This window comes from Brevibacterium antiquum, from assembly GCF_016107655.1.
In the GTDB taxonomy this organism is placed as follows: Bacteria; Actinomycetota; Actinomycetes; order Actinomycetales; family Brevibacteriaceae; genus Brevibacterium; species Brevibacterium antiquum.
In genome coordinates, this window is record NZ_JABASX010000001.1 from 658,165 (window position 1) to 681,178 (window position 23,014).

The 23,014-nt window shown below is 61.5% G+C and carries 20 protein-coding genes and 2 tRNA genes; 13 read left to right on the forward strand and 9 right to left on the reverse strand.

The genetic code is table 11. The features are described from left to right. Positions 1-10: 10 nt before the first annotated feature. From JFC13_RS03050 to gluQRS, 7 genes are all read left to right on the forward strand, one after another. Complete coding sequence (locus tag JFC13_RS03050) at positions 11-1,705, forward strand: AMP-binding protein (protein WP_198395599.1); 1,695 nt, start codon at positions 11-13, stop codon at positions 1,703-1,705. 145 nt (positions 1,706-1,850) lie between these two features. After that, positions 1,851-2,600: an amino acid ABC transporter ATP-binding protein gene (locus JFC13_RS03055; protein ID WP_408610720.1), complete on the forward strand. Its 750-nt coding sequence runs from the start codon at positions 1,851-1,853 to the stop codon at positions 2,598-2,600. A 53-nt stretch (positions 2,601-2,653) separates the two neighbouring features. Continuing rightward, the gene (locus JFC13_RS03060; RefSeq protein WP_198395600.1) at positions 2,654-3,553 is read left to right on the forward strand and encodes a glutamate ABC transporter substrate-binding protein; all 900 of its coding nucleotides are present in this window, start codon (positions 2,654-2,656) and stop codon (positions 3,551-3,553) included. A gap of 67 nt (positions 3,554-3,620) precedes the next feature. Further along, positions 3,621-4,283, forward strand: coding sequence for an amino acid ABC transporter permease (locus JFC13_RS03065; protein WP_198395601.1), 663 nt, complete (start codon positions 3,621-3,623; stop codon positions 4,281-4,283). Continuing rightward, positions 4,280-5,122, forward strand: a complete 843-nt coding sequence (locus JFC13_RS03070; protein ID WP_198395602.1) for an amino acid ABC transporter permease — start codon at positions 4,280-4,282, stop codon at positions 5,120-5,122. The genes JFC13_RS03065 and JFC13_RS03070 overlap by 4 nt, the downstream gene beginning before the upstream one ends. A gap of 93 nt (positions 5,123-5,215) precedes the next feature. Next, positions 5,216-5,533 (forward strand): GNAT family N-acetyltransferase, encoded by a 318-nt coding sequence (locus JFC13_RS03075; protein ID WP_198395603.1) that lies wholly within the window; start codon positions 5,216-5,218, stop codon positions 5,531-5,533. After that, positions 5,530-6,489, forward strand: coding sequence for a tRNA glutamyl-Q(34) synthetase GluQRS (gene gluQRS, locus JFC13_RS03080; RefSeq protein ID WP_232488054.1), 960 nt, complete (start codon positions 5,530-5,532; stop codon positions 6,487-6,489). The genes JFC13_RS03075 and gluQRS overlap by 4 nt, the downstream gene beginning before the upstream one ends. A gap of 21 nt (positions 6,490-6,510) precedes the next feature. Here gluQRS and JFC13_RS03085 read toward each other — a convergent pair whose 3' ends face one another. Together JFC13_RS03085 and JFC13_RS03090 are read right to left on the reverse strand one after the other, a co-directional pair. After that, a complete protein-coding gene (locus JFC13_RS03085; RefSeq protein WP_232488154.1) occupies positions 6,511-7,815 on the reverse strand; it encodes a glycosyltransferase in 1,305 nt (434 codons plus the stop codon). A gap of 3 nt (positions 7,816-7,818) precedes the next feature. Beyond that, positions 7,819-8,730: a DMT family transporter gene (locus JFC13_RS03090; RefSeq protein ID WP_332839321.1), complete on the reverse strand. Its 912-nt coding sequence runs from the start codon at positions 8,728-8,730 to the stop codon at positions 7,819-7,821. A gap of 224 nt (positions 8,731-8,954) precedes the next feature. Between JFC13_RS03090 and JFC13_RS03095 the strand changes: the two genes are divergently transcribed. From JFC13_RS03095 to JFC13_RS03115, 5 genes are all read left to right on the forward strand, one after another. Then, a tRNA-Asn gene (locus JFC13_RS03095) sits at positions 8,955-9,027 on the forward strand. 120 nt (positions 9,028-9,147) lie between these two features. After that, on the forward strand, positions 9,148-10,200 hold the full coding sequence (locus JFC13_RS03100; protein WP_198395604.1) for an LLM class flavin-dependent oxidoreductase: 1,053 nt from the start codon (positions 9,148-9,150) through the stop codon (positions 10,198-10,200). Between the two features lie 123 nt (positions 10,201-10,323). Next, a complete protein-coding gene (locus tag JFC13_RS03105) occupies positions 10,324-11,802 on the forward strand; it encodes an MFS transporter (protein WP_198395605.1) in 1,479 nt (492 codons plus the stop codon). Positions 11,803-11,886: 84 nt separating this feature from the next. Beyond that, positions 11,887-13,146 (forward strand): EAL domain-containing protein, encoded by a 1,260-nt coding sequence (locus tag JFC13_RS03110; protein WP_198395606.1) that lies wholly within the window; start codon positions 11,887-11,889, stop codon positions 13,144-13,146. Between the two features lie 135 nt (positions 13,147-13,281). Beyond that, a tRNA-Ile gene (locus JFC13_RS03115) sits at positions 13,282-13,358 on the forward strand. 147 nt (positions 13,359-13,505) lie between these two features. Here JFC13_RS03115 and JFC13_RS03120 read toward each other — a convergent pair. After that, positions 13,506-14,018: a hypothetical protein gene (locus JFC13_RS03120; RefSeq protein ID WP_198395607.1), complete on the reverse strand. Its 513-nt coding sequence runs from the start codon at positions 14,016-14,018 to the stop codon at positions 13,506-13,508. A 230-nt stretch (positions 14,019-14,248) separates the two neighbouring features. Between JFC13_RS03120 and JFC13_RS03125 the strand changes: the two genes are divergently transcribed. Then, on the forward strand, positions 14,249-14,740 hold the full coding sequence (locus tag JFC13_RS03125; RefSeq protein WP_143921891.1) for a DUF3145 domain-containing protein: 492 nt from the start codon (positions 14,249-14,251) through the stop codon (positions 14,738-14,740). Positions 14,741-15,100: 360 nt separating this feature from the next. Here the strand turns inward: JFC13_RS03125 and JFC13_RS03130 are convergent, their stop codons facing one another. The 6 genes from JFC13_RS03130 to aceE form a co-directional block, all read right to left on the reverse strand. Then, complete coding sequence (locus tag JFC13_RS03130) at positions 15,101-16,345, reverse strand: beta-ketoacyl-[acyl-carrier-protein] synthase family protein (RefSeq protein WP_198395608.1); 1,245 nt, start codon at positions 16,343-16,345, stop codon at positions 15,101-15,103. 65 nt (positions 16,346-16,410) lie between these two features. Continuing rightward, a complete protein-coding gene (locus JFC13_RS03135) occupies positions 16,411-16,662 on the reverse strand; it encodes an acyl carrier protein (RefSeq protein WP_009882400.1) in 252 nt (83 codons plus the stop codon). A gap of 118 nt (positions 16,663-16,780) precedes the next feature. After that, positions 16,781-17,782 (reverse strand): beta-ketoacyl-ACP synthase III, encoded by a 1,002-nt coding sequence (locus JFC13_RS03140; RefSeq protein ID WP_198395609.1) that lies wholly within the window; start codon positions 17,780-17,782, stop codon positions 16,781-16,783. A 19-nt stretch (positions 17,783-17,801) separates the two neighbouring features. Next, complete coding sequence (locus JFC13_RS03145; protein WP_198395610.1) at positions 17,802-18,707, reverse strand: ACP S-malonyltransferase; 906 nt, start codon at positions 18,705-18,707, stop codon at positions 17,802-17,804. A gap of 55 nt (positions 18,708-18,762) precedes the next feature. Continuing rightward, a complete protein-coding gene (locus JFC13_RS03150; RefSeq protein ID WP_198395611.1) occupies positions 18,763-19,962 on the reverse strand; it encodes a PucR family transcriptional regulator in 1,200 nt (399 codons plus the stop codon). 153 nt (positions 19,963-20,115) lie between these two features. Next, positions 20,116-22,878 carry a pyruvate dehydrogenase (acetyl-transferring), homodimeric type gene (aceE, locus tag JFC13_RS03155; RefSeq protein ID WP_198395612.1) on the reverse strand — a complete coding sequence of 921 codons (2,763 nt, stop codon included), beginning with the start codon at positions 22,876-22,878 and terminating at the stop codon, positions 20,116-20,118. Positions 22,879-23,014 lie beyond the last annotated feature (136 nt).

The following is a 23,014-nucleotide window of genomic DNA, read 5'->3' on the forward strand; positions in this document are numbered from 1 at the left end:
GCACAACGACGTGGCAGAACTTTCCTATTCCTCAGGACCGTCAGACACACCACTGCTGGGAGAAACCATCCCCGCGCACATCAAGGCAACTGCCGCTGCTCACGCGAACGGTCCTGCGCTCGTCGACCGGTATTCAGACCGTCGGTGGACCTATGCCGAATTCGATCGCGATACCGATGCCCTGGCCGTCGGACTGCTTGAACGTGGAATCAAGAAGGGCGATCGGGTCGGCATCTGGGCGCAGAACGTTGCCGAATGGGCACAGATCCAGTACGCCACTGCGAAGATCGGCGCAATCCTCGTCAACGTCAACCCCTCCTACCGCAGCCACGAGCTCGAATACGTCGTCAAGCAGTCGGGCATGAGCATGCTCGTCTCCCAGATCACCGCCCCGCCACACTCGGATTTCCATGCGATCGCGAGCGAGGTCGCGGCGAAGGTGCCGGGACTCGAACTCGTCTTCCTCGATACGCTCCCGTCCGACCTCCTCGGCGATGCGATCATCGGCGAACGTGAATCCTTTGCCCGACTGATCGGCAGCGGTCGCAGCCTCCTCGACGATGAGAGCGTCAAGTATTCGGTCCGCCTGCAGAAGCTCATGGACGAGCTCGCGATGGACGACCCGATCAACATCCAGTACACCTCCGGCACGACAGGCTTCCCCAAAGGGGTGACGCTGAGCCATCACAACATCCTCAACAACGGGTTCTTCATCGGAGAGATGCTGGGCTACTCCTCGAAGGACTCCGTCGTCCTGCCGGTCCCGTACTACCACTGCTTCGGGATGGTCATCGGAAACCTCGCGGCTCTCAGCCACGGCGCTGCCGTCATCCTGCCCTCTCCCGGATTCGACCCTGTGGCGAGTCTGAGCGCAGTCTCCGATGAGAAGGCGACCTCGCTCTATGGTGTGCCCACGATGTTCATCGCCGAACTCGAACATCCTGACTTCTCGAGCTACGACCTCAGCTCGCTGCGCACCGGTGTCATGGCCGGCTCGCCCTGCCCGGTCGAGATCATGAAACGCGTCATCACCGACATGAACATGGAAGAGGTCGCCATCTGCTACGGCATGACGGAGACCTCGCCGGTGTCCATGATGACCCGCGTCGATGACACACTCGAGGCCCGCACTCAGACCGTCGGCCGTGTCATGCCCCATCTCGAGATCAAGATCGCCGACCCGGTGACAGGTCAAGCCCTCCCACGCGGACAGAAGGGGGAACTGTGCACCCGCGGATATGCTGTCATGCTCGGGTACTGGGAGAACCCAGAGAAGACCGCCGAGGCGATCGATGCGTCCCGTTGGATCCATACCGGCGACCTCGGCATCATGGACGATGACGGCTACGTCGACATCTCCGGCCGAATCAAGGACATGGTCATCCGCGGCGGAGAGAACGTCTACCCCCGTGAGGTCGAGGAGTTCCTCTACCATCACCCCTCGATCAGAGACGTCCAGGTCGTCGGGATCCCCGATGAGAAGTACGGCGAGGAGCTCATGGCCTGGGTGATCCTCAAAGACGGCGTCGAAACCTTGGACGCCGCGGCGGTCCGCGAGTTCTGCTCAGGCAAGCTCGCACACTTCAAGATCCCGCGTTACGTCGAGGTTCGGGAGTCTTTCCCGATGACGGTCTCGGGCAAGATCCGCAAGATCGAACTGCGCGAAGAAGGCGAGAAGATCGTCCACACCACGATCGCAGGCTGAGCGCGAATCGCCCTTTCGCGGACGGCGTGAGGGCCGCAGAAGAGACTGCAGCCGGCTCCTGACCCAGGTCACAAGTCGGTTGCAGTTTTTCTGGCAAGACGTCACGTTTTTCATGTGAGAACTTTATTCACTAAGATCAACTCTCATGAGAGCTGAATCACAACCGCTGGTGTCAGTCACAGATGTCGAGAAACACTACGGTGATTTTCACGCTCTGAAACACATCAACCTCCATATCAAAGAACGCGAAGTCGTCGTCGTCATCGGTCCGTCCGGATCCGGCAAATCGACGTTGTGCCGTACGATCAATCGTCTGGAGACCATCACCTCCGGTTCGATCACGATCGACGGCAAGGAACTGCCTGCTGAAGGCGCGGCCCTGGCAGAGCTGCGTTCGGACGTGGGCATGGTCTTCCAGGCCTTCAACCTCTTCGCCCATAAGACGATCCTCGAGAACGTCACCCTCGGTCCGATCAAGGTCCGCAAACTGTCCAAAGCCGAAGCCGAAGAGCAGTCAATGGCTCTGCTCGAACGCGTCGGAGTCGCCCACCAAGCCGATAAATACCCAGCACAGCTCTCCGGCGGGCAGCAGCAGCGAGTCGCTATCGCCCGTGCGCTGGCGATGAAGCCGAAGGTGATGCTCTTCGACGAGCCCACCTCGGCGCTGGATCCGGAGATGATCAACGAAGTCCTCGATGTCATGGTCGGACTCGCCGAAGAGGGCATGACCATGGTGGTCGTCACCCACGAGATGGGGTTTGCAAGGAAGGCTGCTCACCGCGTCGTATTCATGGCAGATGGTGAGATCGTCGAGGTCGCCGAGCCCGAAGAGTTCTTCACCAACCCCCAGACCCCGCGTGCCAAGGACTTCCTGTCCAAGATCCTCACCCGCTGATCACACCGAACGAAGTTGTCGGTCACACAGCACCACACTTACAAGGAGAAACGATGAAGAAGTTCAGACTCTCAATCGCATCTGTTGCAATCGGGCTGCTCGCGCTCAGCGGCTGCGGCCAAGGCGGAACCCCGGATGCTCCTGCCGAGGGCGACGGCGCCCAGGCGGAAGCACCTGAGTACACAGTCAACGACAGCGCCGATTTCAAAGATTCCAAGACCTGGAAGGCTGCCAAGGACGCCGGCGAACTGAAGGTCGGAGTCAAGTACGACCAGCCCGGCCTCGGCAACGTCAAGGCCGGCTCGGAACAGCCCGAGGGATTCGACATCGAGATTGCGAAGATGGTGGCCGCGCAGCTGGGCTTCAGCCCGGACCAGATCAAATACACCGAGACGGTCTCTGCCAACCGTGAGCCCTTCCTGCAGCAGGGAAACATCGACATGGTCGTGGCCACCTACACGATCAATGACGAACGCAAGAAGGTCGTCGATTTCGCCGGGCCGTACTACGTCGCCGGGCAGGATCTGCTCGTGGCCGCCGATTCCGACATCGCCAGCCCTGATGACCTGGCCGGAAAGAAGGTCTGCTCCGTGGACGGCTCGACGCCGGCACAGAACATCGAAGAGAAGTACAAGAAGGCTGAGCTCGTCGCCTATGACACCTACTCGAAGTGCGTCACCGACCTCCAGTCAGGCTCAGTCGACGCTGTGACCACAGACGACGCGATCCTGCGTGGATATGCCAAACAGTACGAAGGCGAATTCAAGGTCGTCGGCCAGCCGTTCACCGAAGAACCCTACGGTGTCGGTCTGCCCAAGGGCGATGACGCCATGCGCGACGCAGTCAACGATGCCCTCCAGAAGGGGATGGACGACGGTGACTGGAAGAAGGCATTCGAATACTCCCTCGGCTCCGCCGATGATGTCGAGATGCCCAAGATCGACCGTTACTGACCAGCCTTCAGATTGACATGATGCGAGGGCACCCAACGGTGCCCTCGCATCGATTAAGGAATCTGGAATGGATTTTCTGCAACTTCTCGAGATGTTCTTCTCAGGCATCTGGGGAACCATCAAACTCTTCACTGTCGCCCTGATCGGTGCCCTTGTACTGGGAACGATCCTGGCTGGAATGCGAGTCTCACCGACACCGGTCCTGCGGTTCGCTGCCTCAACGTACATCAACGTCGTGAGGAACACGCCGCTGACGCTGGTGATGTTCTTCTGTGCCTTCGGTCTGCCGTTCCTCGACATCCGATTCGGCTCGACCAGCTCCTTCAACTCCTTCATCTATGCAACGCTGGCGCTGACGGCCTACACAGCATGTTTCGTCGCCGAGACCCTCAAATCGGGCATCTCGACGATTCCTGTGGGCCAAGCCGAAGCCGCACGAGCAGTCGGGCTCACCTTCGGACAGACCCTGAGCCAGGTGATCCTTCCCCAGGCTTTCCGTACCGTCATTCCGCCCCTGGGCAGCGTCATCATCGCGCTGCTGAAGAACACCTCAATCGCCTCGGCGTTCAACAACCGAGAGCTCATCTCGGCCATGCGCAATGCCATTGAGGTCCGCGGAGACCTGGTGATCCCGCTGCTGTTCGGGACTGCCCTTGCTTACCTGATCCTGGCGCTGATCCTGGGTCGCGTCTTCGACTACCTCGAGAGGAAGCTGGTGATCCTGCGATGAGCGCACCGACTCAGGTCCTGTTCGACGAGCCCGGCCCCAAGGCTCGCCGCAACAACATCATCCTCTCGATCGTCTCGGCCATCGTGTTGGCCGGCCTCATCGCCTTCGTCATCTGGAAGTTCGCCGATGCTGGTCAGCTGGACTCGGCGAAATGGTATCCATTCACCTTCTCCCAGATTCAGCTGGTCCTCCTCAAAGGCATGGGGGCCACCCTCAAGGTCGCTGTCGTCGCTTCCGTGCTGGCGTTGGTCGTCGGCGTCGTATTCGCGCTGCTGCGGCTCTCGAGCAAAAGGGCCATCTCGGTACCGGGAACCATCGTCCTCGAGTTCTTCCGCGGGGTCCCTGTCCTGCTCCTCATCTTTGCGATGTTCCTCATCTTCGGCAACACGATCGGAGCGTTCTGGTCCGTCGTCATCGGCCTCACTCTCTACAACGGCATGGTTCTGGCAGAGATCATCCGTGCCGGTATCCTCGCCGTCCCGAAGGGGCAGAGGGAAGCCGCCATGGCCATCGGCCTACGCCCGGGGCAGGTGATGAGCTTGGTGCTGATGCCGCAGGCTCTGCGCGCCATGATGCCCACGATCATCGCGCAGATCGTCGTACTGCTCAAGGACTCGGCCTTGGGATTCATCGTCACTTACCAGGACCTGCTCTACCAGGTGAATCTCATCGGCCGCGAGTACAACAACCTGCTGCCGACGTTCCTCGTCGGTGCCGTGCTGTTCATCATCATCAATATGATCGTCGCCGGAATCGCCCGGTGGCTGGAGAAGCGACTGCAGCGCAAGGCCACCGCGCCCGTCGGGGCAGAAGGTCTGTCAGCGAAGACCGCCGCCTGATCGACCGGAACGGGGTGGCGTCGGTGAGTGAAGATCCCGGCGCCACCCTGTAATGTTCGTGACAAGGACGATGCCGCTGACAAGGAGTCCCATATGCAACCCGAACTCAGTTCCACCCCCGTCACGGTGGTCAAAAATCCCGGTCGTGAACGGTTTGAGATCTTCACCGCTGAGGAACCGGTCGAGTTCGCCGGCTTCCTCGGCTATCGGGTCATCGATGACGAGACCGTCGAACTCCAGCACACCATCATCTCCGAAGGCTTCTCTCGCCGCGGATTCGCGCGCACACTGGTCACCACTGTCCTCGATCAGATCCGGGACGAAGGCGGCCGCATCGTCCCGACGTGCAGCTATGTTCAGGATTATCTCCAACGCTTCCCGCAGTATGCCGACCTCGTGACGCAGGCTTGAGCACACAGACCACAGGACTCGAGACGTCGATCACCGGGGCAGGGCGATTCGCACCAAGCCCAAGCGGTGACCTGCATATCGGCAACATTCGTTCGGGGCTGCTGGCGTATGTCCGCGCGCGACAGACCGGGCGACGGTTCCTCTGGCGCATCGAGGATCTTGATCGGGTCCAACCCGGTGCGGCACAATCACAGCTCGAGGTCTTCGCTGAGCTGGGCGTGACCCCTGATGAGCCGCCGCTCGTCCAGTCGGAGCGTATCGACGTGTACACCAAAGCGCTGAGCCGCCTCGCAGGACAGGGCCTCGTCTACGAGTGCTACTGCTCACGCAAGGACATCCAACAGGCGCCATCGGCACCGCACTCTCCGCCCGGAGCGTATCCCGGGACCTGTCGTGATCTGCTGGAGTCCGAACGAGTTCAGCACAGACTGCGTCTTTACGATCAGGGGCGCCGCCCGGCACTGCGATTGAAGACCGACAACGCTGAAGTCACGGTGCAGGACAGGCTGCTGGGCGAGATCACGTCCCCGGTTGATGACCTGGTCCTCAAGCGCGGCGATGGAGTCTTCGCCTACAACCTCATCGTCATCGTCGATGACGGTGCCAGCGGTGTCGACGAAGTGGTGCGCGGGGACGACCTGGCCACCTCGGCGCCTCGTCAAGCTCATCTGGCCCACCTGCTGGGCCTGCCGCAGCCCTCGTGGCTGCATGTTCCACTGGTCGTGAACACAGCCGGCAGACGCTTGGCCAAACGTGACGGCGCGGTCACCTACCAGCAGCTGCGCGCCCAAGGCTGGAGACTCGAGGATGTCTACGCGTGGATGTGCTCATCCCTCGGGTTTGCAGGTTCAGCAGGATCGTGGTCATCTCTCGATGACATGGTGGCAGGCGTGGACTTCGATCGTCTTCGTACGGGGGAGACGGTGTTTGTTCCGCCGACACGCGCAGATGGCTGAAGGCTCAATCATCTGACTGTTTCAGGCCGCTGCATCCAGGCCTTCGGTGATGAGCTTGCTGTAGATAGATTCGAACGTGTCGAGCGTGTACTCGATGTCATGCTTGGCGACCACATTGAGCGATGCCCTGGCCATCGTGTCGAGATCGGTGTCCGAAAGCTCACAGATCTGGGTGAATCGCGAGGCCAGCTCCTCGATATCCCGCGGCGGGAACAGGAATCCATTGACCCCGTCCCTGACCAGGTGTGGAAGCGCAACCGCGTCAGCGAGGACGACGGGTTTGCGCGAAGCCAGTGCCTCCAGCGTGGCGATGGACTGGAGCTCGGCTGTCGATGGCATGCAGAAGAAGGTACACCGCTGGTAGGCATCCATGAGCTCTTTGTCGCTGATCTTGCCCAGCACATGGATGCGATCGGCGACTCCGAGCTCTGCGGCCAGCTCCTTGAGTGGCTCCTCCTGATCCCCGCCACCGACGATGTCGGCTTCGAGCCCGATCGCAGGATCGGTCTTCGCGACCGCTTCGACGATGTCGGCGGCGTGCTTCTCCGAAGAAAGTCGGCCGACGAAGAGGACACGCGGCGGTGCCGCGACCTCGGTGCCAGAAGCCGCAGTCGTTCGCTCAGACGTCGCCGGCGACCCTTCGGACGCCTGCTCAGGATGGGCAGTCTGACCGTCCTGGACGGCTTGATCGTCCTGGGCAGTCTGAACGTCACGCAGGTGCGCGAACCGTTCCAGGTCGATACCACAGGAGACTGCGCGAATCGGGGAGGTGAACCCGTTCTGCGTCAGCAGGTCGGCAGCGAGCTGCGTGGGCACCGTGATGAAGTCTGCTGACTGGAATTTTCTGCGCAGGTCCCACCAGGCCACGGCCGTGCCACTGTCGAGGAGGGATTTCGGCGCCCGCAGATAGGGTCGCACATTATCGGGCATGAAGTGGTTCGTGGCGACGACTGGAATGCCGCGCTTGCTCGCCTCCGAGAACGCGTAGCGACCGATGACGAAATGCGCCTGAGTATGCACCACGTCGGGCTGAAGAGAGTCGAGGAGGCGAGACAGTTCGGGTTTCGTCTGCCAGGGCATGCAGATGGTCCACGTCGGATGCAGCGGCCAACGATGTGAGGTCAGTCTGTGGACCGTGACACCGTCCTCGGTGCTCACCGAGGCCTTTCCTGTCGCGGAGGGACAGGCGACGTGAACATCATTGCCGCGAGCAGCTAGCCCGGCGGCCAGACGTTCTGCGAACTTCGCGGCGCCATTGACCTCGGGTGCGTAGGTTTCCGTCGGAATGAGAATGCGGCGGGCTGGGGTGTGGCTATGCGCGGACAGGATTCAACTCTCCTCGGTGTCGGTCAACTGGTCTGTGCGACGAGCGACTCGACGCTGGTGTTCTCGATCTTTGACATCGGGGTGATACCGCGACAATACAACGACGCCCAGACACGCGACCAATCCTGTGGCTGCGATCATGGCGACGAGCCATACCGGAGCAGATGACGCTTCCCCGAGGACGACCGAACCTAAGATCACTGCACCGATGGGATCAACGACAGTCAGGCCGGCGATGACCATCTCCGGGGGGCCGGCCGCATACGCGTTCTGGACGAACCAGGCTCCGATCGCAGTCGCAGCGGCGAGGCCGATGACGTTGAGCCATGTGACCTGGTCGATTCCTGCGCGGAGCAGCTGCACGCTCACGAGGTGTGTATTCGTGGCCACACATGCGAACAGCAGGCCCGCGGCCATGATGAGCACGAGTTGGGGCGCACTCCGGAAGAACAGCATAATGCCCAGGCCCAGCGCGAGGGTGACAGCGGTGATCCACACCAACGGCATCGCGTCGGATCCCAGATGCACCTCTGTTCGGGCGGTGGTGGCTGAGAGCGCAACGAAGATCGTCACCCCCACAGTGCACCAGATGACGGCCTGCACGAGACGTCGGTTGACCTTGAGCCCACGATGGCGCACACCCAGAAGGACGGACACGATGAGGGAGAAGGCACCGACGGGTTGGACGACCATGACCGGTGCCAGCGCCAGAGCGACGATGTTTCCCACGGTGCCCATACCGGTGATGATCAGTCCGACCAGCCATTTCCTGTTGCTCAGCAGCTCCTTGAAGTGAGCCCAGCTCAGTCCGTTGTGGGAGTCGTTCTGATCTGCGACGGCGTCATGTTGGTACAGCGCCCCATAGGCCAGTGCCACCGCCGCAAGGACGGCGAGGGCGATTGCCACTATGGTCACGTGCACTTCTTCCGCTGCATGGGTGGGGTGAGGAATCCCTTTGATTTTACAGTGCGGCCACCTCGCCGAGGTGGTTGTTGACTGGGTTTGTCCTGACTGTATGGAATCCAAGCAGTCTGGTGGTGGGGTTAACCGGAACTGTGATCTAAAGCACTGCTGCCCGCTTTGTCGTGAGCTGAGTGTCTTTGCTAAGCTGACACAACGTGCGCAGGCAACTGCGCCTTTCCTCCGTAGCTCAGTTGGCAGAGCATTCGACTGTTAATCGAAGGGTCGCTGGTTCGAGCCCAGCCGGGGGAGCAGCTCAGGCCCCGTCCAGAAGGACGGGGCCTTTGTCGTCCCCGCGGTTCTGGCGCACTGGCCTGGATCGCGCGCCGAGCAGGCGGGAATAGTTGATCGATCAAGTAGGTTGTCGAGGGTATGAAGGCATTCGGGTTCTTGAGTTTCGGTCACTACGGTTCGGGAAGTGCTCCGGGGGAGTACGGGGCGAAGGAGGCGCTGCAGCAAGCAGTCGAGATCGGCGTCGGGGCCGATGAGATCGGCGTCAACGGCGCGTATTTCCGGGTTCACCACTTCGCTGAGCAGGCGGCCTCGCCGATGCCGCTTCTGGCGGCGATCGCGGCCAAGACCTCTCGAATCGAGGTCGGGACCGGTGTCATCGACATGCGCTACGAGAACGCCCTCTATCTGGCAGAGGAAGCCGCTGCCTTAGACCTGCTCTCTGATCAGAGAGTGGCTTTGGGCATCAGCCGGGGATCACCGGAACCAGCCGACAGAGGTTGGGAAGCCTTCGGCTACAGCGACAGCGACGATGCGAAGGCCGCGAGCATGGCCCGCGAGAAGTTCGCGCAGTTCCTGTCAGCAATCAAGGGCGCAGAACTCGCCCCAGCAGATCCGACGCAGTTCGGTCCAGGCAGGAAGCTGCGTGTCGAACCTCATTCTCCAGGTCTCGATCAACGTGTCTGGTGGGGCGCCGGTACTGCGGCGACCGCCGAATGGGCCGCTGTCCAGGGCGTGAATATGATGAGCTCGACCCTGCTGACCGAAGCTACCGGTGCATCCTTCGGCGCGCTGCAACGCGATCAGATCGATCGCTATCGCGCAGCATGGAAGGACGCTGGCCATGACTGGACTCCGCGCGTGTCCGTCAGCCGCAGCATCTTCCCGATCACCACGAACCTCGATGACCTCTACTTCGGTCGCCGTTCAGGTGGAGAAGGTGATCAGATCGGGATCATCGATGGTACGCGCTCGACTTTCGGCAAGACCTATGCGGGCGAACCCGACGAACTCATCGAGGCGCTGAAGGCCGACCCCGCCGTCGAAGCCGCGGACACGGTCCTGCTGACGATTCCCAGCCAACTCGGCGTGGACTACAACCTCCACATCCTGGAGTCCTTCGCCAGCTATGTCGCTCCTGCTCTGGGATGGCAACCAAATACATCCGGCCCGGTGACCGGTTCCGCAATGTGATTTCGGTCGAGGTCTGAACACTGGCACGTATGATGAAACAGTTCCCACATAGGGGACTGTCGAATCGACTTGGTTCCGTACGGCATCCTCTGTGCGGAATGCGGTCTGAACAGAGGTGATCAGGTGAGCGACGGCCAGCGGATGAATCAGATTCAGAGACGAATCGTCCTCATCGGTCTCGTCCCGCTCTTCATGTCTCTGCTGTCGGTATCCATCATCAACGTCGTCCTGCCCGCCATTGAGGCGGATCTTCAGGCATCGTCCTCGGCTCTGCAATGGGTCCTGACCGGCTATGCCCTCTCGTTCGGCGTTGTTCTCGTCGCGGCAGGTCGAGCAGGCGACGTCTTCGGACGCGGCCAGCTGTTCATGATCGGAGTGGGCCTGTTCGGCCTGGCCTCACTCGTCGCGGGCATCGCGCCCGGGGCACTGACGCTCAACATTGCTCGCGTCTTCATGGGACTCGGATCCGGACTGCTCAATCCGCAGGTCGTCGGGCTGCTGCAGCAGTACTTTCAAGGGCCACAGCGCGGGCGCGCGTTCGGACTGATGGGCACCACCGTCGGCCTCTCCGTTGCCACAGGTCCTGTCCTCGGCGGCGTCTTCATCGCTCTCTTCGGCCCGGAGTTGGGTTGGCGTGCGGCTTTTCTGGTCAATGTCCCCTTCGCGGTCATCTCCCTCATCCTCGCCAAAAGCTGGCTGCCGAAATCAGCCTGGCACCCAATAGCCGCCGACGATGGCACCGATGCGAACCCGACGGCCGCCTGGGCGAATGAGGGATACGTCCCGAAAAGGGATCGAGACCTCGATCCCATCGGGGCGGTTCTGCTCGGTGTCGGTGTCCTCCTTGTGCTGCTGCCCTTCGTCGAGTCTTCTGTCGGGTGGTTCATCTGGCTCGGCCTGCCACTGGGATTACTCACCATCTGGGCCTGGATCCGTTGGGAGCGCCGGTACTCTGCCCGTGGACACGCTCCCATGGTCGATCTGAACTTGTTCAGCATTCGCAGCTTCAGCAACGGTTCGATCATCATCACCCTCTACTTCATGGGCGTGACGAGCGTCTGGGTGCTCATCGCCATGTACATGCAACAGGGCTTGGGCCACACTGCGCTGGCAGCAGGCATGATCGGACTTCCGGCTGCGTTGCTCTCCGCTGTATCGGCAGATGTGTCCGGACGTTTCGTATTCCAGATCGGACGCCGACTCGTCGTCTGGGGGATCATCACCTGCCTGGTGGGTCTGGTCTCGACAATCGGCGTGGTTTTCCTGCTCACCCAGGGCATCGGCAGCGAATGGTGGATGCTGCTGACTCTGTGCTTCATCGGTGCCGCGCAGGGCATGGTCATCAGCCCTAACCAGACCCTGACCCTGCAGGAAGTGCCACTGAAGTATGCGGGCTCGGCCGGGGGAGTCCTGCAGACCGGACAGCGCATCGGCACGTCGATGGGATTGGCCATCATGACCGCTTTGGCCTTCGCTGTCACGGCGGTCAGCGATTGGAACATCGGAATGATCGCCTCATTCGCAGCGATTGCGATCATCGTGGTTCTGGCCGGAATCGTCGGTTTGGCCGAGGTCAGGCGAGGCCGGCGCCGTCAGCTCTGAGCGCAATAATGTTACGGAATTTAGACAATCGCGTCTGTCCTCATGTGGAAGACTGTGAACGCACGTTTGCCCATGGAAGGACATATGGTGGTTGAGGCGGTACACGATCTGGACCTGGCTCTCGAAGAGTTGGTGCGCTCAGGTGGGATCGAAACCTATTTCGCCCCCGTCGTCGATGCGTACACCTTCGACAAGGTGGGATATCAGATCCTGCAGGCCCCCACCGATGACCCGGCACTCGGGCACGCTGAATCCGAGAATCTCCGCCGCGAGATGCATGCCTCGGCAATGATCGGCGACATCGATGCCTCGCTTCGCGCAACCGCTCTGAGGACCGCCGAGGCAGCCGGACTGCCCAAGTCGAACCGACTCTTCCTCCACGCCGAAGACGAATCCTTCGCCACCCTTGAAGATCGCACCGAAGAACCCGACCGTTCCGTCATCCTCCAACTCGATGCCTCCCGCGTCTCATCGTCCCCTGCATCTGTCCTCCGCGCAGTGCGTCAGGCGCGCTCGATGGGATGGGGTGTGGGCATGTCCTCGGTCGGGGCAGACCTGCGCAGCACCTCCTTCGTGCCTCTGGTCAATCCGTCTGTCGTCGGTCTTCATCCCGACGTGCTGCGCATCGACTGCGAATCCCACCTGGCCGAACTCAATCGTCTGCTCCACGCTCACCTCGAACGCACAGGCGCAGTGATCCTCGCCGAGGGTGTCACCACAGAGGACGATCTCGACCGAGTTCGCGCGTTGGGCGCACGCTTCATGTCTGGTCCGTTCTTCGGTCCCGCAACCAAGCAGCCCGAGCCATTCGCCGAGCCGATCGAGGACGGATTGATCGATCATCATTCACGTAATCTCGCGGCTCTGGGAACTCCCTATTCGATTGCCCAGGGCCTGCGACGCGAACCACTCGTGATGAATCGTGAGCTTCTGGTCGCCCAGATCGCTGCGCTCGAAGAGCGCGCCCTGGCTTCAGGTGCCGCCACAATCACCCTCGGTGTCTTCGGTGAAGATGAGACCTTCTCCCAAGACACCAGAGACCGCTATGAACGTATTCGCGACACGGTCGGACTGACGGCGATGTTCTCGGGTGGGTTCACGGAGCCGCCGATCCCGGGTGTGCGCACAGGAGTCGTGGACGCATCAGATCCCATGCGCAATGAGCACGGCGTCGTCGTGGTCGGTCCCGACTGGTCGGGACTCGTCGCGGCGTCCAAACGCAACGATCCCGGCAGTGACGGTCAGACTGTGTTCGACGTCTACATCACGACCGAGCGCTACACCTGTGTCGACGCCGCTCGAAGTGCGCTGACGCGCATATCACCGGTCTCCTCAGCGAGCTGATCGTCTCCTGTACCTGACCGGAGTCTGCCTTCGAGGGAATGGGGCAAGAACGGGATCTGACGATGCAGCCTTGCTCGGCTGCGCGTGAGCCGAATGGGTCCAGGCCGTCAGTTGGTGTTAATCTTACTTCTGCTCGCCCCCGTAGCTCAGCTGGTCAGAGCAGGGAACTCATAATTCCTTGGTCGTCGGTTCAAGTCCGACCGGGGGCACCACTGTTGCAGTCTTCATTCTTGACCGTTGTCGTTCGCTCCCCGGTCGCTGATGATGTCAAAGCGACGGCCAAGGTCGATGTCGAATCATGGCGGGAAACCTATGAGGCCATGACCCGACTGTCCGAATAGGGAATGCGCAACTGTATGTCAGTCACGATCTTCTGCTTGAGGGGCTTTCCTTTCCAAGGTGAAGACATCACCGGAAAGTGGCGCGTATGCCGTCCACTCGGCATTGGGACCGGCCTCGGCCACCAGTTGCGTCACGCGTTTCTGCTCGGCTTCGAGCTCTTCAGCGATAGTCGAAAAGGCTGTGGAGGCCCCCTCATTGTCGGCCGGTCTGCGGCTGTGAACCGTGTACGTCGGTGCAGCGGTTTCGTCAGAGGCGAATTCGATGACGAACTCCGCGCCGAGTTCGTTCGCGACCTGTCCGGCCAGATCGATGCCTGTCTTAATAAAGGCTCGAGCAAGCTCCGGTGATTTCCAGTTGAAGTCGGCGTCCAACGCTTCGTAGTACGACCGTTCCCACGTTTCCAGCTCGCGAATCAGTCCCGAGGACAAATCGGTGTCCTCATAGTCCACGGGCCCGTCGAGCCAAAGGACGGTGTCAGCATAGTCCGGGAACATTCGCACAGTGGTCGGTGCAGCGCTTTCCTGCAGCATGGCGCCATCGTAGCGCACAAGGTCGCTGGTCCTTACCGACCCTTCGTTCGTCTAGCTCGAGCAACCCGCGGACGCGCTCCCTTCCCGTCCTCGAGCAGAACCTGGCTACACGCGACGCCACCAGGTCATTCAGTGCTTGGCGCACAGACAAAACTCGTCTATCATTGGCTCTAGCACCTCCTTTCGGATCGTAGGGGAAGACGTATCCGAGGTAGGAGGCACAAATGGATATGACACAGGGCGTACTATTCGTCCACTCAGCACCTCGCGCGCTATGCCCGCACATCGAATGGGCAGCGGGCGGGGCAATCGGTGCACAGGCACGCTTCGACTGGACACCCCAGCCGGCAGCGCCAGGCCTTGTGCGTGCCGAAGTCTGCTGGCGTGCGCCAGCAGGTTCTGGTGCTCGCATCGCATCCGCTCTCCGCGGGTGGGACTCACTGCGCTATGAAGTGACCGAGGAGCCTTCTGTCGGAGTCGACGGCGGGCGTTGGAGCCACACTCCAGACCTCGGGATCTATCACGCAGTCACCGACTCTGCAGGCAACATTCTGGTTCCCGAAGATCGCATTCGCTCCGTCATGGAACGCGCTTCCGGTGATCCGACCAAACTCTCCACTGAGATGGCTCTGGCCCTAGGCGAAGCCTGGGACGAAGAGCTCGATGCCTTCCGCCACGCAGGCGAGGGCGCTCCGGTGCGCTGGCTGACCAAGGTCGGCTGAGGCTCGCACGGGCTTCCTGCGCCGTTGGTCCAACTGCGACGCTGAAGCTCCAGCAAAACGGCTATGGGCACACCTACCTACCTCGGGTGTGCCCATAGTCGTATGCAGATGCGCGAGCATACAGCTGTACCACGACACGAGTTCGGTCCCGGTGTCGCCTCGTTCAACGGGGAATCAGATGATCGCGTCTGAGCAGGCGCGATCATCTGACTCGGCGTTGATCGAACGCACGAGTGACTGAGTTATTCAGTGGCCCAGACGCAGATCAGGCCCCAGCATGATTGCTGGGGCCTGATCTCATCGTCGCTCAGAGGCACGACCAGTTGTGACTGGACCGCCGCCTCGAGAAGCGCTGACGCATCACACGGACTTGAAGGCGACGACGGCATTATGCCCGCCGAAGCCGAACGAGTTCGAAATCGCTGCGATGTCTCCGGCTGGAAGTTCTGCAGGGGTGTCGCGGACGATGTTGATGTCCACGACCTCCGGGTCGACCTCGTCGATGTTGATCGTTGGGGGAGCGGTGCGTGTCTGCAGCGCCTTGACCGTGAGGATCGATTCGACAGCGCCTGTTCCACCCAGCAGGTGGCCAGTCATCGACTTCGTGGCACTGACCAGAGCGTCACCGACGTGAGAGCCCAGCAGCTGGCTGATCGCCAAGGACTCAGGGATATCGCCGACCGGTGTCGAGGTTGCGTGAGCATTGACGTGTTTGATATCTGCGGGGCTGAGCTCCGCATTGTCCAGCGCGCTCTGCATCGCACGCAGCGCGTACTGTCCGCCTGGCTCACCACCGGTGATGTGGTAGGCGTCGTTGGAGATGCCCCAGCTGGACACCTCGGCGTAGATCTTCGCTCCGCGCGCCTTGGCATGCTCCTCGGTTTCAAGGATGAGGGTTCCCGCGCCTTCGCCCATGACGAATCCATCGCGATCGACGTCATAGGGACGTGATGCAGTCTCAGGGGAATCGGTGCGGCGTGAGAGTGCCTGCATGGAGTTGAAGGAGGCGATCGTGATCGGATGGATCGCAGCTTCGGAGCCGCCGGCGATGACGACATCGGCGTGACCGGAGGCCACAACGTCGTAGGCGTGGCCCAGGCTCTCGGTCGACGACGCACAGGCGGAGACCATGGTCTGGACACCAGCACGGGCCTTGAACTCCATGCCGATGGCTGCTGCAGGCCCGTTGGGCATGAGCATCGGAACGGTCAGGGGCATGACCCGGCGTGGGCCTTCTTCCTGGAGCGTGTCCCAGGCGTCGAGCAGAGTCCAGACACCGCCGATTCCGGTCGCCCAGGAGACTGCGGTGCGGTCTGGGTCCGTCTCCTCGAGGCCGGCATCAGCCATGGCCTCACGTGCGGAGATCAGAGCGAACTGGGAGGAGGGGTCGAGGCGCTTGGCCTGGACACGTTTGAGATTATCGGGCACGACCTGTGGGTCGACCTGTGCAGCGAAGTCGACGGCGAGGCCGTACTTCTCGGACCAGTCATTGTCCATTGTGTGGACGCCGGACTTGCCGGCCAGTATGGCTTGCCACGTGGCATCGGCCGTCGCGCCCAATGGGGTTACCGCACCAATCCCGGTGACGACAACTTTAGGTGTCATGGTACAAACCTCGTCGATAGTGTGGACACGGCCCGTCGGTGGACGGGCCGTGTTCGGCTAATTTCTCAGGCCTCTTGAGCCTTGTTGATGTAGTCAACAGCGTCCTGGACGGTGACGAGGTCTTTGACGTCGTCATCCGGAATCTTCACGCCGAACTTCTTCTCAGCGTTGACGACGATGGTCATCATCGAGATGGAGTCGATGTCGAGGTCATCGGTGAAGGATTTGTTGGCCTCGACTGCTTCCACAGCCAAACCGGTTTCTTCGTTGACGATCTCTGCCAGTCCAGCGAGGACTTCAGCTTCGGTGAATGCCATTTCTTTCCTACTTTCTAGTGTCAGCCGAGGGTTGTTCGACCGGTTGAGGAACTTTTCGACGAGTGTCCCGCCGAATATCTTAGGACATTCACGGAGAGTTTTCCGTGAATGAACCCGTTTAAGGGAGGCGGATCACTTGTGCGCCGAAGACCAGACCGGCTCCGAAGCCGATCTGCAGGGCGTATCCACCGCTGAGTTCAGGCTGTTCGCGCAGCAGACGTTCGGTCGCCAGCGGGATGGAGGCCGAGGAGGTGTTGCCGTTGTCGGCGATGTCGCGGGCGATGACGACGTGCTCGGGCAGCTTGAGCTGTTTGGCGAGTTCGTCGATGATTCGCATGTTCGCCTGGTGCGGGATGAAGGCAGCCAGGTCGGCGGCTTCGATGCCGGACTCGGCCAAAGCCTCTTTGGCCACCTCGGCGCCGTCCCAGACGGCCCAGCGGAAGACGGTCGGCCCATCCTGACGCAAGGTGGGGAACGGAGTGTCGCGGTTGTCGCGGACGTCGTAGAGAGACTCGGTCATGCGGATCGTCGACCAGTTCTCGCCCTTCGAGCCCCAGACGGTCTTCGAGATGCCCGGCTCGTCAGACGACGAGACGACGACAGCACCGGCTCCGTCACCGAGGATGAAGGAGATCGAACGGTCCTCGGGGTCGATGACCTCGGAGAGCTTCTCGGCACCGATGACAAGAATGTTGTCCATGGCGCCGGAACGGACTAATGCATCGGCCTGTCCGATGCCGTAGCAGTAACCGGCGCATGCCGCACTGATGTCCCAGGCGGGGATGTGGCCGGTTCCCAAACGGTCAGTCAGCGCTGCCGCCGCCGAAGGAGTGAAGTATTCGAAGGTGACGGTGGCGATGATGATGCCGCCGATGTCTTCGGGCTTGAGTCCGGAGGAGGCGATCGCTTCCAGCGCGGCCTCTTCGCACATGTCGATGACACCGACGTCCTTGCTGGCGCGACGCCGGGTGATGATGCCGGTGCGCTGGCGGATCCACTCATCGGAGGAGTTGATGGGTCCGGCGATGTCGTCGTTGGTGACGAGGTTTTCGGCACGGTAGGCACCGATGCCCATGATCTTGGAGAAGGTTCCGGATTCTGCGGTCTTCAGTGTTGGCATGATGGTCTTCCTTTGATGATCAGGCGTGGGCCGCGGCGAACTCACGCGCACCGTCGAGGTCTGCAGCGGACTTGATGGCGAATGTCTCCACGCCCTTCATAGCGCGTCGTGCGATTCCGGTCAGGGTGCCACCGGGGACGAGTTCGATCATTCCGGTGATTCCCGCATTCAGCAGCGTCTCCTGGCACAGATCCCAGCGAACCGGGTTCGTGACCTGCTTGACGAGGCGGTCGACATAGTCCTGACCGCTCTCGACGACCGTTCCATCGGAGTTGCTGAGGACATAAGTGGCTGGATCTGCGATCTCCAGCGCCGAGGCAGTGGCGGCCAGTTCCTGGGTCGCCGAAGCCATGTACTCGGTGTGGAAGGCACCAGCTACGGGCAGAGCGATGACGCGTGCTCTCTCCGGCGGGTTCTCCGCCAGCTTCTCCAGGTCCTCCAAGGATCCCGCTGCCACCGTCTGTCCGCCTCCGTTGACATTGGCTGGGCTGGCACCGGCTGCCTCGATGGCTGCCAGAACGTCGGCAGGTTCGCCGCCGACGACGGCTGACATGCCTGTGGGAGTCTGGGCCGCGGCCGCTGCCATCCCTGCACCGCGCACTGCGACGAAGCGCATGGCATCGGCTGGAGAGAAGATACCGGCGATCTGTGCGGCAGCGATCTCGCCCACGGAGTGCCCGGCGACATACTCTGCCTTGGCTCCGAGCTCAGCGGCGCATGCGATCGCTGAGGCGACGAGCAGCGGCTGTGCCAGTGCTGTGTCCTTGATGGTCTCGTCATCCGATTCGGTTCCGTGTAGGCGCAGGTCGATCCCGGATGCGGAGGAGAGTTCGTCGATCTGTGCGGCGAAGGCGTCGAGTTCCAGGAAGGAACTCAGAAAGCCCGACTTCTGGGCGCCTTGGCCCGGGCACGTGATTGCTAGCACTCAGTTCTCTTTTCACTCGACTTCGGTGTTCAATCTAGTGGATGGATCCTTCAAATCAGTGTGTTTTGTCGGTGTTCGACAATAGCCCGGCATCTGACAGTCGCCCGTAGACCAATGCGATGTGGATGACGAATGCGTCGCGGGAGACCGTGGGATCGAGTGAGATCGCCGAGGTGATCTTCCGGAGCCGGTATCTCACCGTATTCGGGTGGACCGAGAGTGCCTTGGCCGTGGCTTCCAAAGACGATCCGAATTCGACGTAGGCGCTGACCGTTTTGAGCAGTTGCCCGGTCCCCGAGGTCAATGGTTCGTAGTACCGGCTGATGAGTTCGTTCAGGGCGACAGTGTCTCCGGCCAGGGCGCGTTCGGGCAGGAGCTCTTCTGCCCTGACGGGGCGGGGGGAGTCAGGGCGGGCAGTGGCGGCCTTGAGCGCCATGATCGCTGCCTTCGCCGAGGTGGCGGCCTCTGCCAGGCTCGGAACGCTGGGTCCGACGATGACTTCGGATGGTCCGAAGGATTCGGAGAGTTCCTCAACGGCTTCATCGAGTTCGGTGGCACCGCCGAGGACGATGAGCAGTCGGTTGTCGTGAATGCCGACGAGGGCATCATCGGCCCACTTCCGGGCCTTGCGTCGGATGACGTCGAGGCCGCGCTTGGCTGACCTCTGCGGGGCCCGTCCGACAAGTACGCTGACGGGACCCTCCGACTGCCACCCGAAGGCAGCAGTGCGGCTGGCCAGTTCATCGACGGAGTCGCCGCGAACCAGAGCATCAACGACCATCGCCTCTAAGCGAGCGTCCCAACTGCCCCTGGCCTCGGCGGCTCGGGCATAGACGTCTGCGGCGGCGAAGGCGATCTCACGAGAGTAGACGAGAACGGCCTCCCGCAGCGCCGGCTGCTCGACCGCACGTGCAATGTCGGGCACTCTCTCCTCGACGACTTCGACGACGATCTTGAGCAGCTGAAGAGTCTGCTGGAGACTGATTGCTCGAATCAGGTCGCGTGGGGCGGATTTGAAGATCTCACTGACGACTCGCAGATCCGTATCGGGTTTGCGGTACCAGTCGATGAAGGACGAGATGCCCGACTGCGCCAACAGCCCGACCCAGGATCGATCAGAGGGGGACATGCTGCGGTACCAGGGGAGCCGAGCTTCAAGTCTCTGCAGGGTCACAGTGGAGAGGACTCCCACTCCTGCCCGCAGACGGCGTGCCGTCTCTGCCCGGCGCCGGAGCGTCTCGGCGTCAGTTGTCATAGCCACCACTTTAAACGCCTCGGCACAATTCGCTTGTATGCGACACACAAGTTTTTGTCGATTGAGACAAGTATGGCCGGAGTCTTAGAGACTCCGGCCATACTCAGAGCGGTGTCGAATTCAGTGTCGAATCCGCCGTTCAGCGCGATGCGATCAGGCGCCGGCACCTTCGGTCGAACCTGAGGTACCCGCGGTGACATCGTCGAGCTGGTACTTCCGTGCCGCCTCGGCGGCCTTGTCGATCGATATCGCCCCGGTGTCGGCCAGGGAGATCAGAGCCTGCGTCACGACCGAGGGCCCATCGACGTGGTAGTACCGGCGCGCTGCCGGACGGGTATCCGAGATCGCGTAGCCGTCGGTGCCCAGGGATGTGAAGTGGCCTGGCACATACTGACGGATCTGATCCGGAACCGCGCGCATGAAGTCCGAAGTCGCCACAACCGGCCCCTCAACCTCAGCCATCTTCTGAGTCACATAGGGCACGCGTGCCTCGGCATCTGGATCGAGCAGTCGGTCATCTTCGGCATTCAGACCATCGCGACGCAGCTCGGTCCACGAGGTCACCGACCATACATCTGCCGATACGCCCCAATCCTCGGCCAGAAGCTCCTGGGCTTCGAGAACCCAGGGGACGCCCACGCCGGAGGCGATGAGCTGGACCTTCGGGCCGCCGTTGTCCGGACCCTTCGATAGGAGATACATACCCTTGAGCACGCCGTCGACGTCGAGGTCCTCTGGTTCAGGGGGCTGGACCATCGGCTCGTTGTACATCGTCAGGTAGTACATGACGTTGGGGTCGCGCTCATCGGCCGGATCATACATACGGTGGATGCCGTCACGGACGATGCGGGCGATCTCGTAGGTGTAGGCGGGATCGTAGGACACGATCGAGGGATAGGTCGACGCCAGCAGATGCGAATGCCCGTCGCCGTGCTGCAGTCCCTCTGCCACCAGAGTGGTGCGCCCGGCAGTGGCGCCGAGGATGAAGCCGCGTGCCATCTGGTCGCCTGCCGCCCAGAAGAAGTCGCCGCTGCGCTGGAAGCCGAACATCGAGTAGAAGATGTAGAACGGGATCATCGGCTCGCCGTGTGTGGCGTAGGAGGTGCCGACGGCGGTCAGTGCCGCGGTGGCACCGATCTCGTTGATGCCCATGTGGAGCAGCTGGCCGTCGGTGGCTTCCTTGTAGGCGAGGAAGAGATCGCGGTCGACCGAAATGTAGTTCTGGCCGTGCGGGTTGTAGATCTTCGCCGTCGGGAAGAACGAGTCCATGCCGAACGTGCGGGCCTCGTCCGGGATGATCGGCACGATGCGTTTGCCGAATTCCTTCTCCCGCATGAGGTCCTTGAGTACGCGGACGAATCCCATGGTGGTGGCGATCGTCTGCTTGCCCGATCCGCGCTTGCCTGCATCGAAGGCTTTGTCGGCGGGCAGTTTGAGATCGATGTGCTTGCTGCGGCGCTCGGGGGAGTAGCCGCCGAGCTTCTGACGCCGTTCCTGCATGTACTTGATCTCCGGAGCGTCCTCTCCGGGGTGGTAGTACGGCGGCAGCTTGGGGTCTGCTTCGAGGTCCTTGTCGGAGATCGGGATCTGGAAGTGATCGCGAGCCAGCTTGAGATCGTCGATCGTCATCTTCTTCATCTGGTGGGTCGCATTGCGGGCCTCGAAGTGAGGTCCCAGCGAATAGCCCTTGACCGTCTTGACGAGGACGACCGTCGGCTGCCCGGTATGTTCGAAGGCTGCTTTGTAGGCTGCGTAGACCTTGCGGTAGTCGTGACCGCCGCGCTTGAGGTTCCAGATCCTCTCGTCGCTGTAGTCCTCGACCATGGCCTTGGTGCGCGGATCGCGCCCGAAGAAGTTGTCACGGACGAATCCGCCGGACTCTCCCTTATAGGTCTGGTAGTCACCGTCGGGGGTGGCATTCATGAGGTTGACCAGTGCGCCGTCGCGGTCCTTGCCCAGGAGGGTGTCCCATTCGCGGCCCCACACGACCTTGATGACGTTCCAGCCGGCGCCGCGGAAGTAGGCCTCGAGCTCCTGGATGATCTTGCCGTTTCCGCGGACCGGTCCGTCGAGGCGCTGCAGGTTGCAGTTGATGACGAAGTTGAGGTTGTCGAGCTCTTCGAATGCGGCGACCTGGAGCATTCCGCGGCTCTCCGGCTCGTCGAGCTCACCGTCACCAAGGAAGGCCCATGTCTGCTGCTGGGAGGTGTCCTTGATGCCGCGGTTGTGCAGGTACTTGTCGAACTGTGCCTGGGCGATCGCATTGATCGGTCCCACACCCATCGACACCGTCGGGTGTTCCCAGAAATCAGGAAGCTGGTGCGGGTGCGGATACGACGGCAGACCGGCGGGTTTGCCATTGATCTGGTGGGACTGCTGCTGACGGAATCCGTCGAGATCGTCTCCGCTCATCCGGCCTTCGAGGTAGGCGCGGGCGTACATTCCGGGGGAGGCATGACCCTGGTAGAAGATGTGATCGCCGCCGCCGGGATGGTCCTTGCCCCGGAAGAAGTGATTGAGTCCGACTTCGTAGAGCGTGGCAGACGAGGCATAGGTTGAGATGTGTCCACCGACCTCGACTCCGGGCCGCTGGGCACGGTGGACGAGCATTGCGGCATTCCAGCGGTTCCAGCGTCGGTAGCGGCGCTCAACCTCTTCGTCACCGGGGAACCATGGTTCGTTCTCAGGCCCGATCGTATTCACGTAGTCGGTGGCTGTCAGGCTGGGCACGCCGATCTGCTTCTCCCGCGAACGCTGAAGCATCCGCAGCATGACGTAACGTGCGCGTGACCGTCCGCCCTCGTCGATGAGGCCGTCCAGCGATGCCAGCCACTCATCAGTCTCTTCGGGATCGATGTCGGGCACCTGGCTGGGCAGCCCATTGAGTATCGGTCCGCCCTGTTTCCGATTGTCCACGGTGTGGTCCTCTCTTCCGCTCCACGATCTTCGTTGGTGTTGAGATCCAGGTGATCGAGTGGAATGGAAGATCAAATCATGATTGAGCCCAGGGTCCACCAGATACTCCCATCAGCCTAGTCCTCCCGCGCGAACT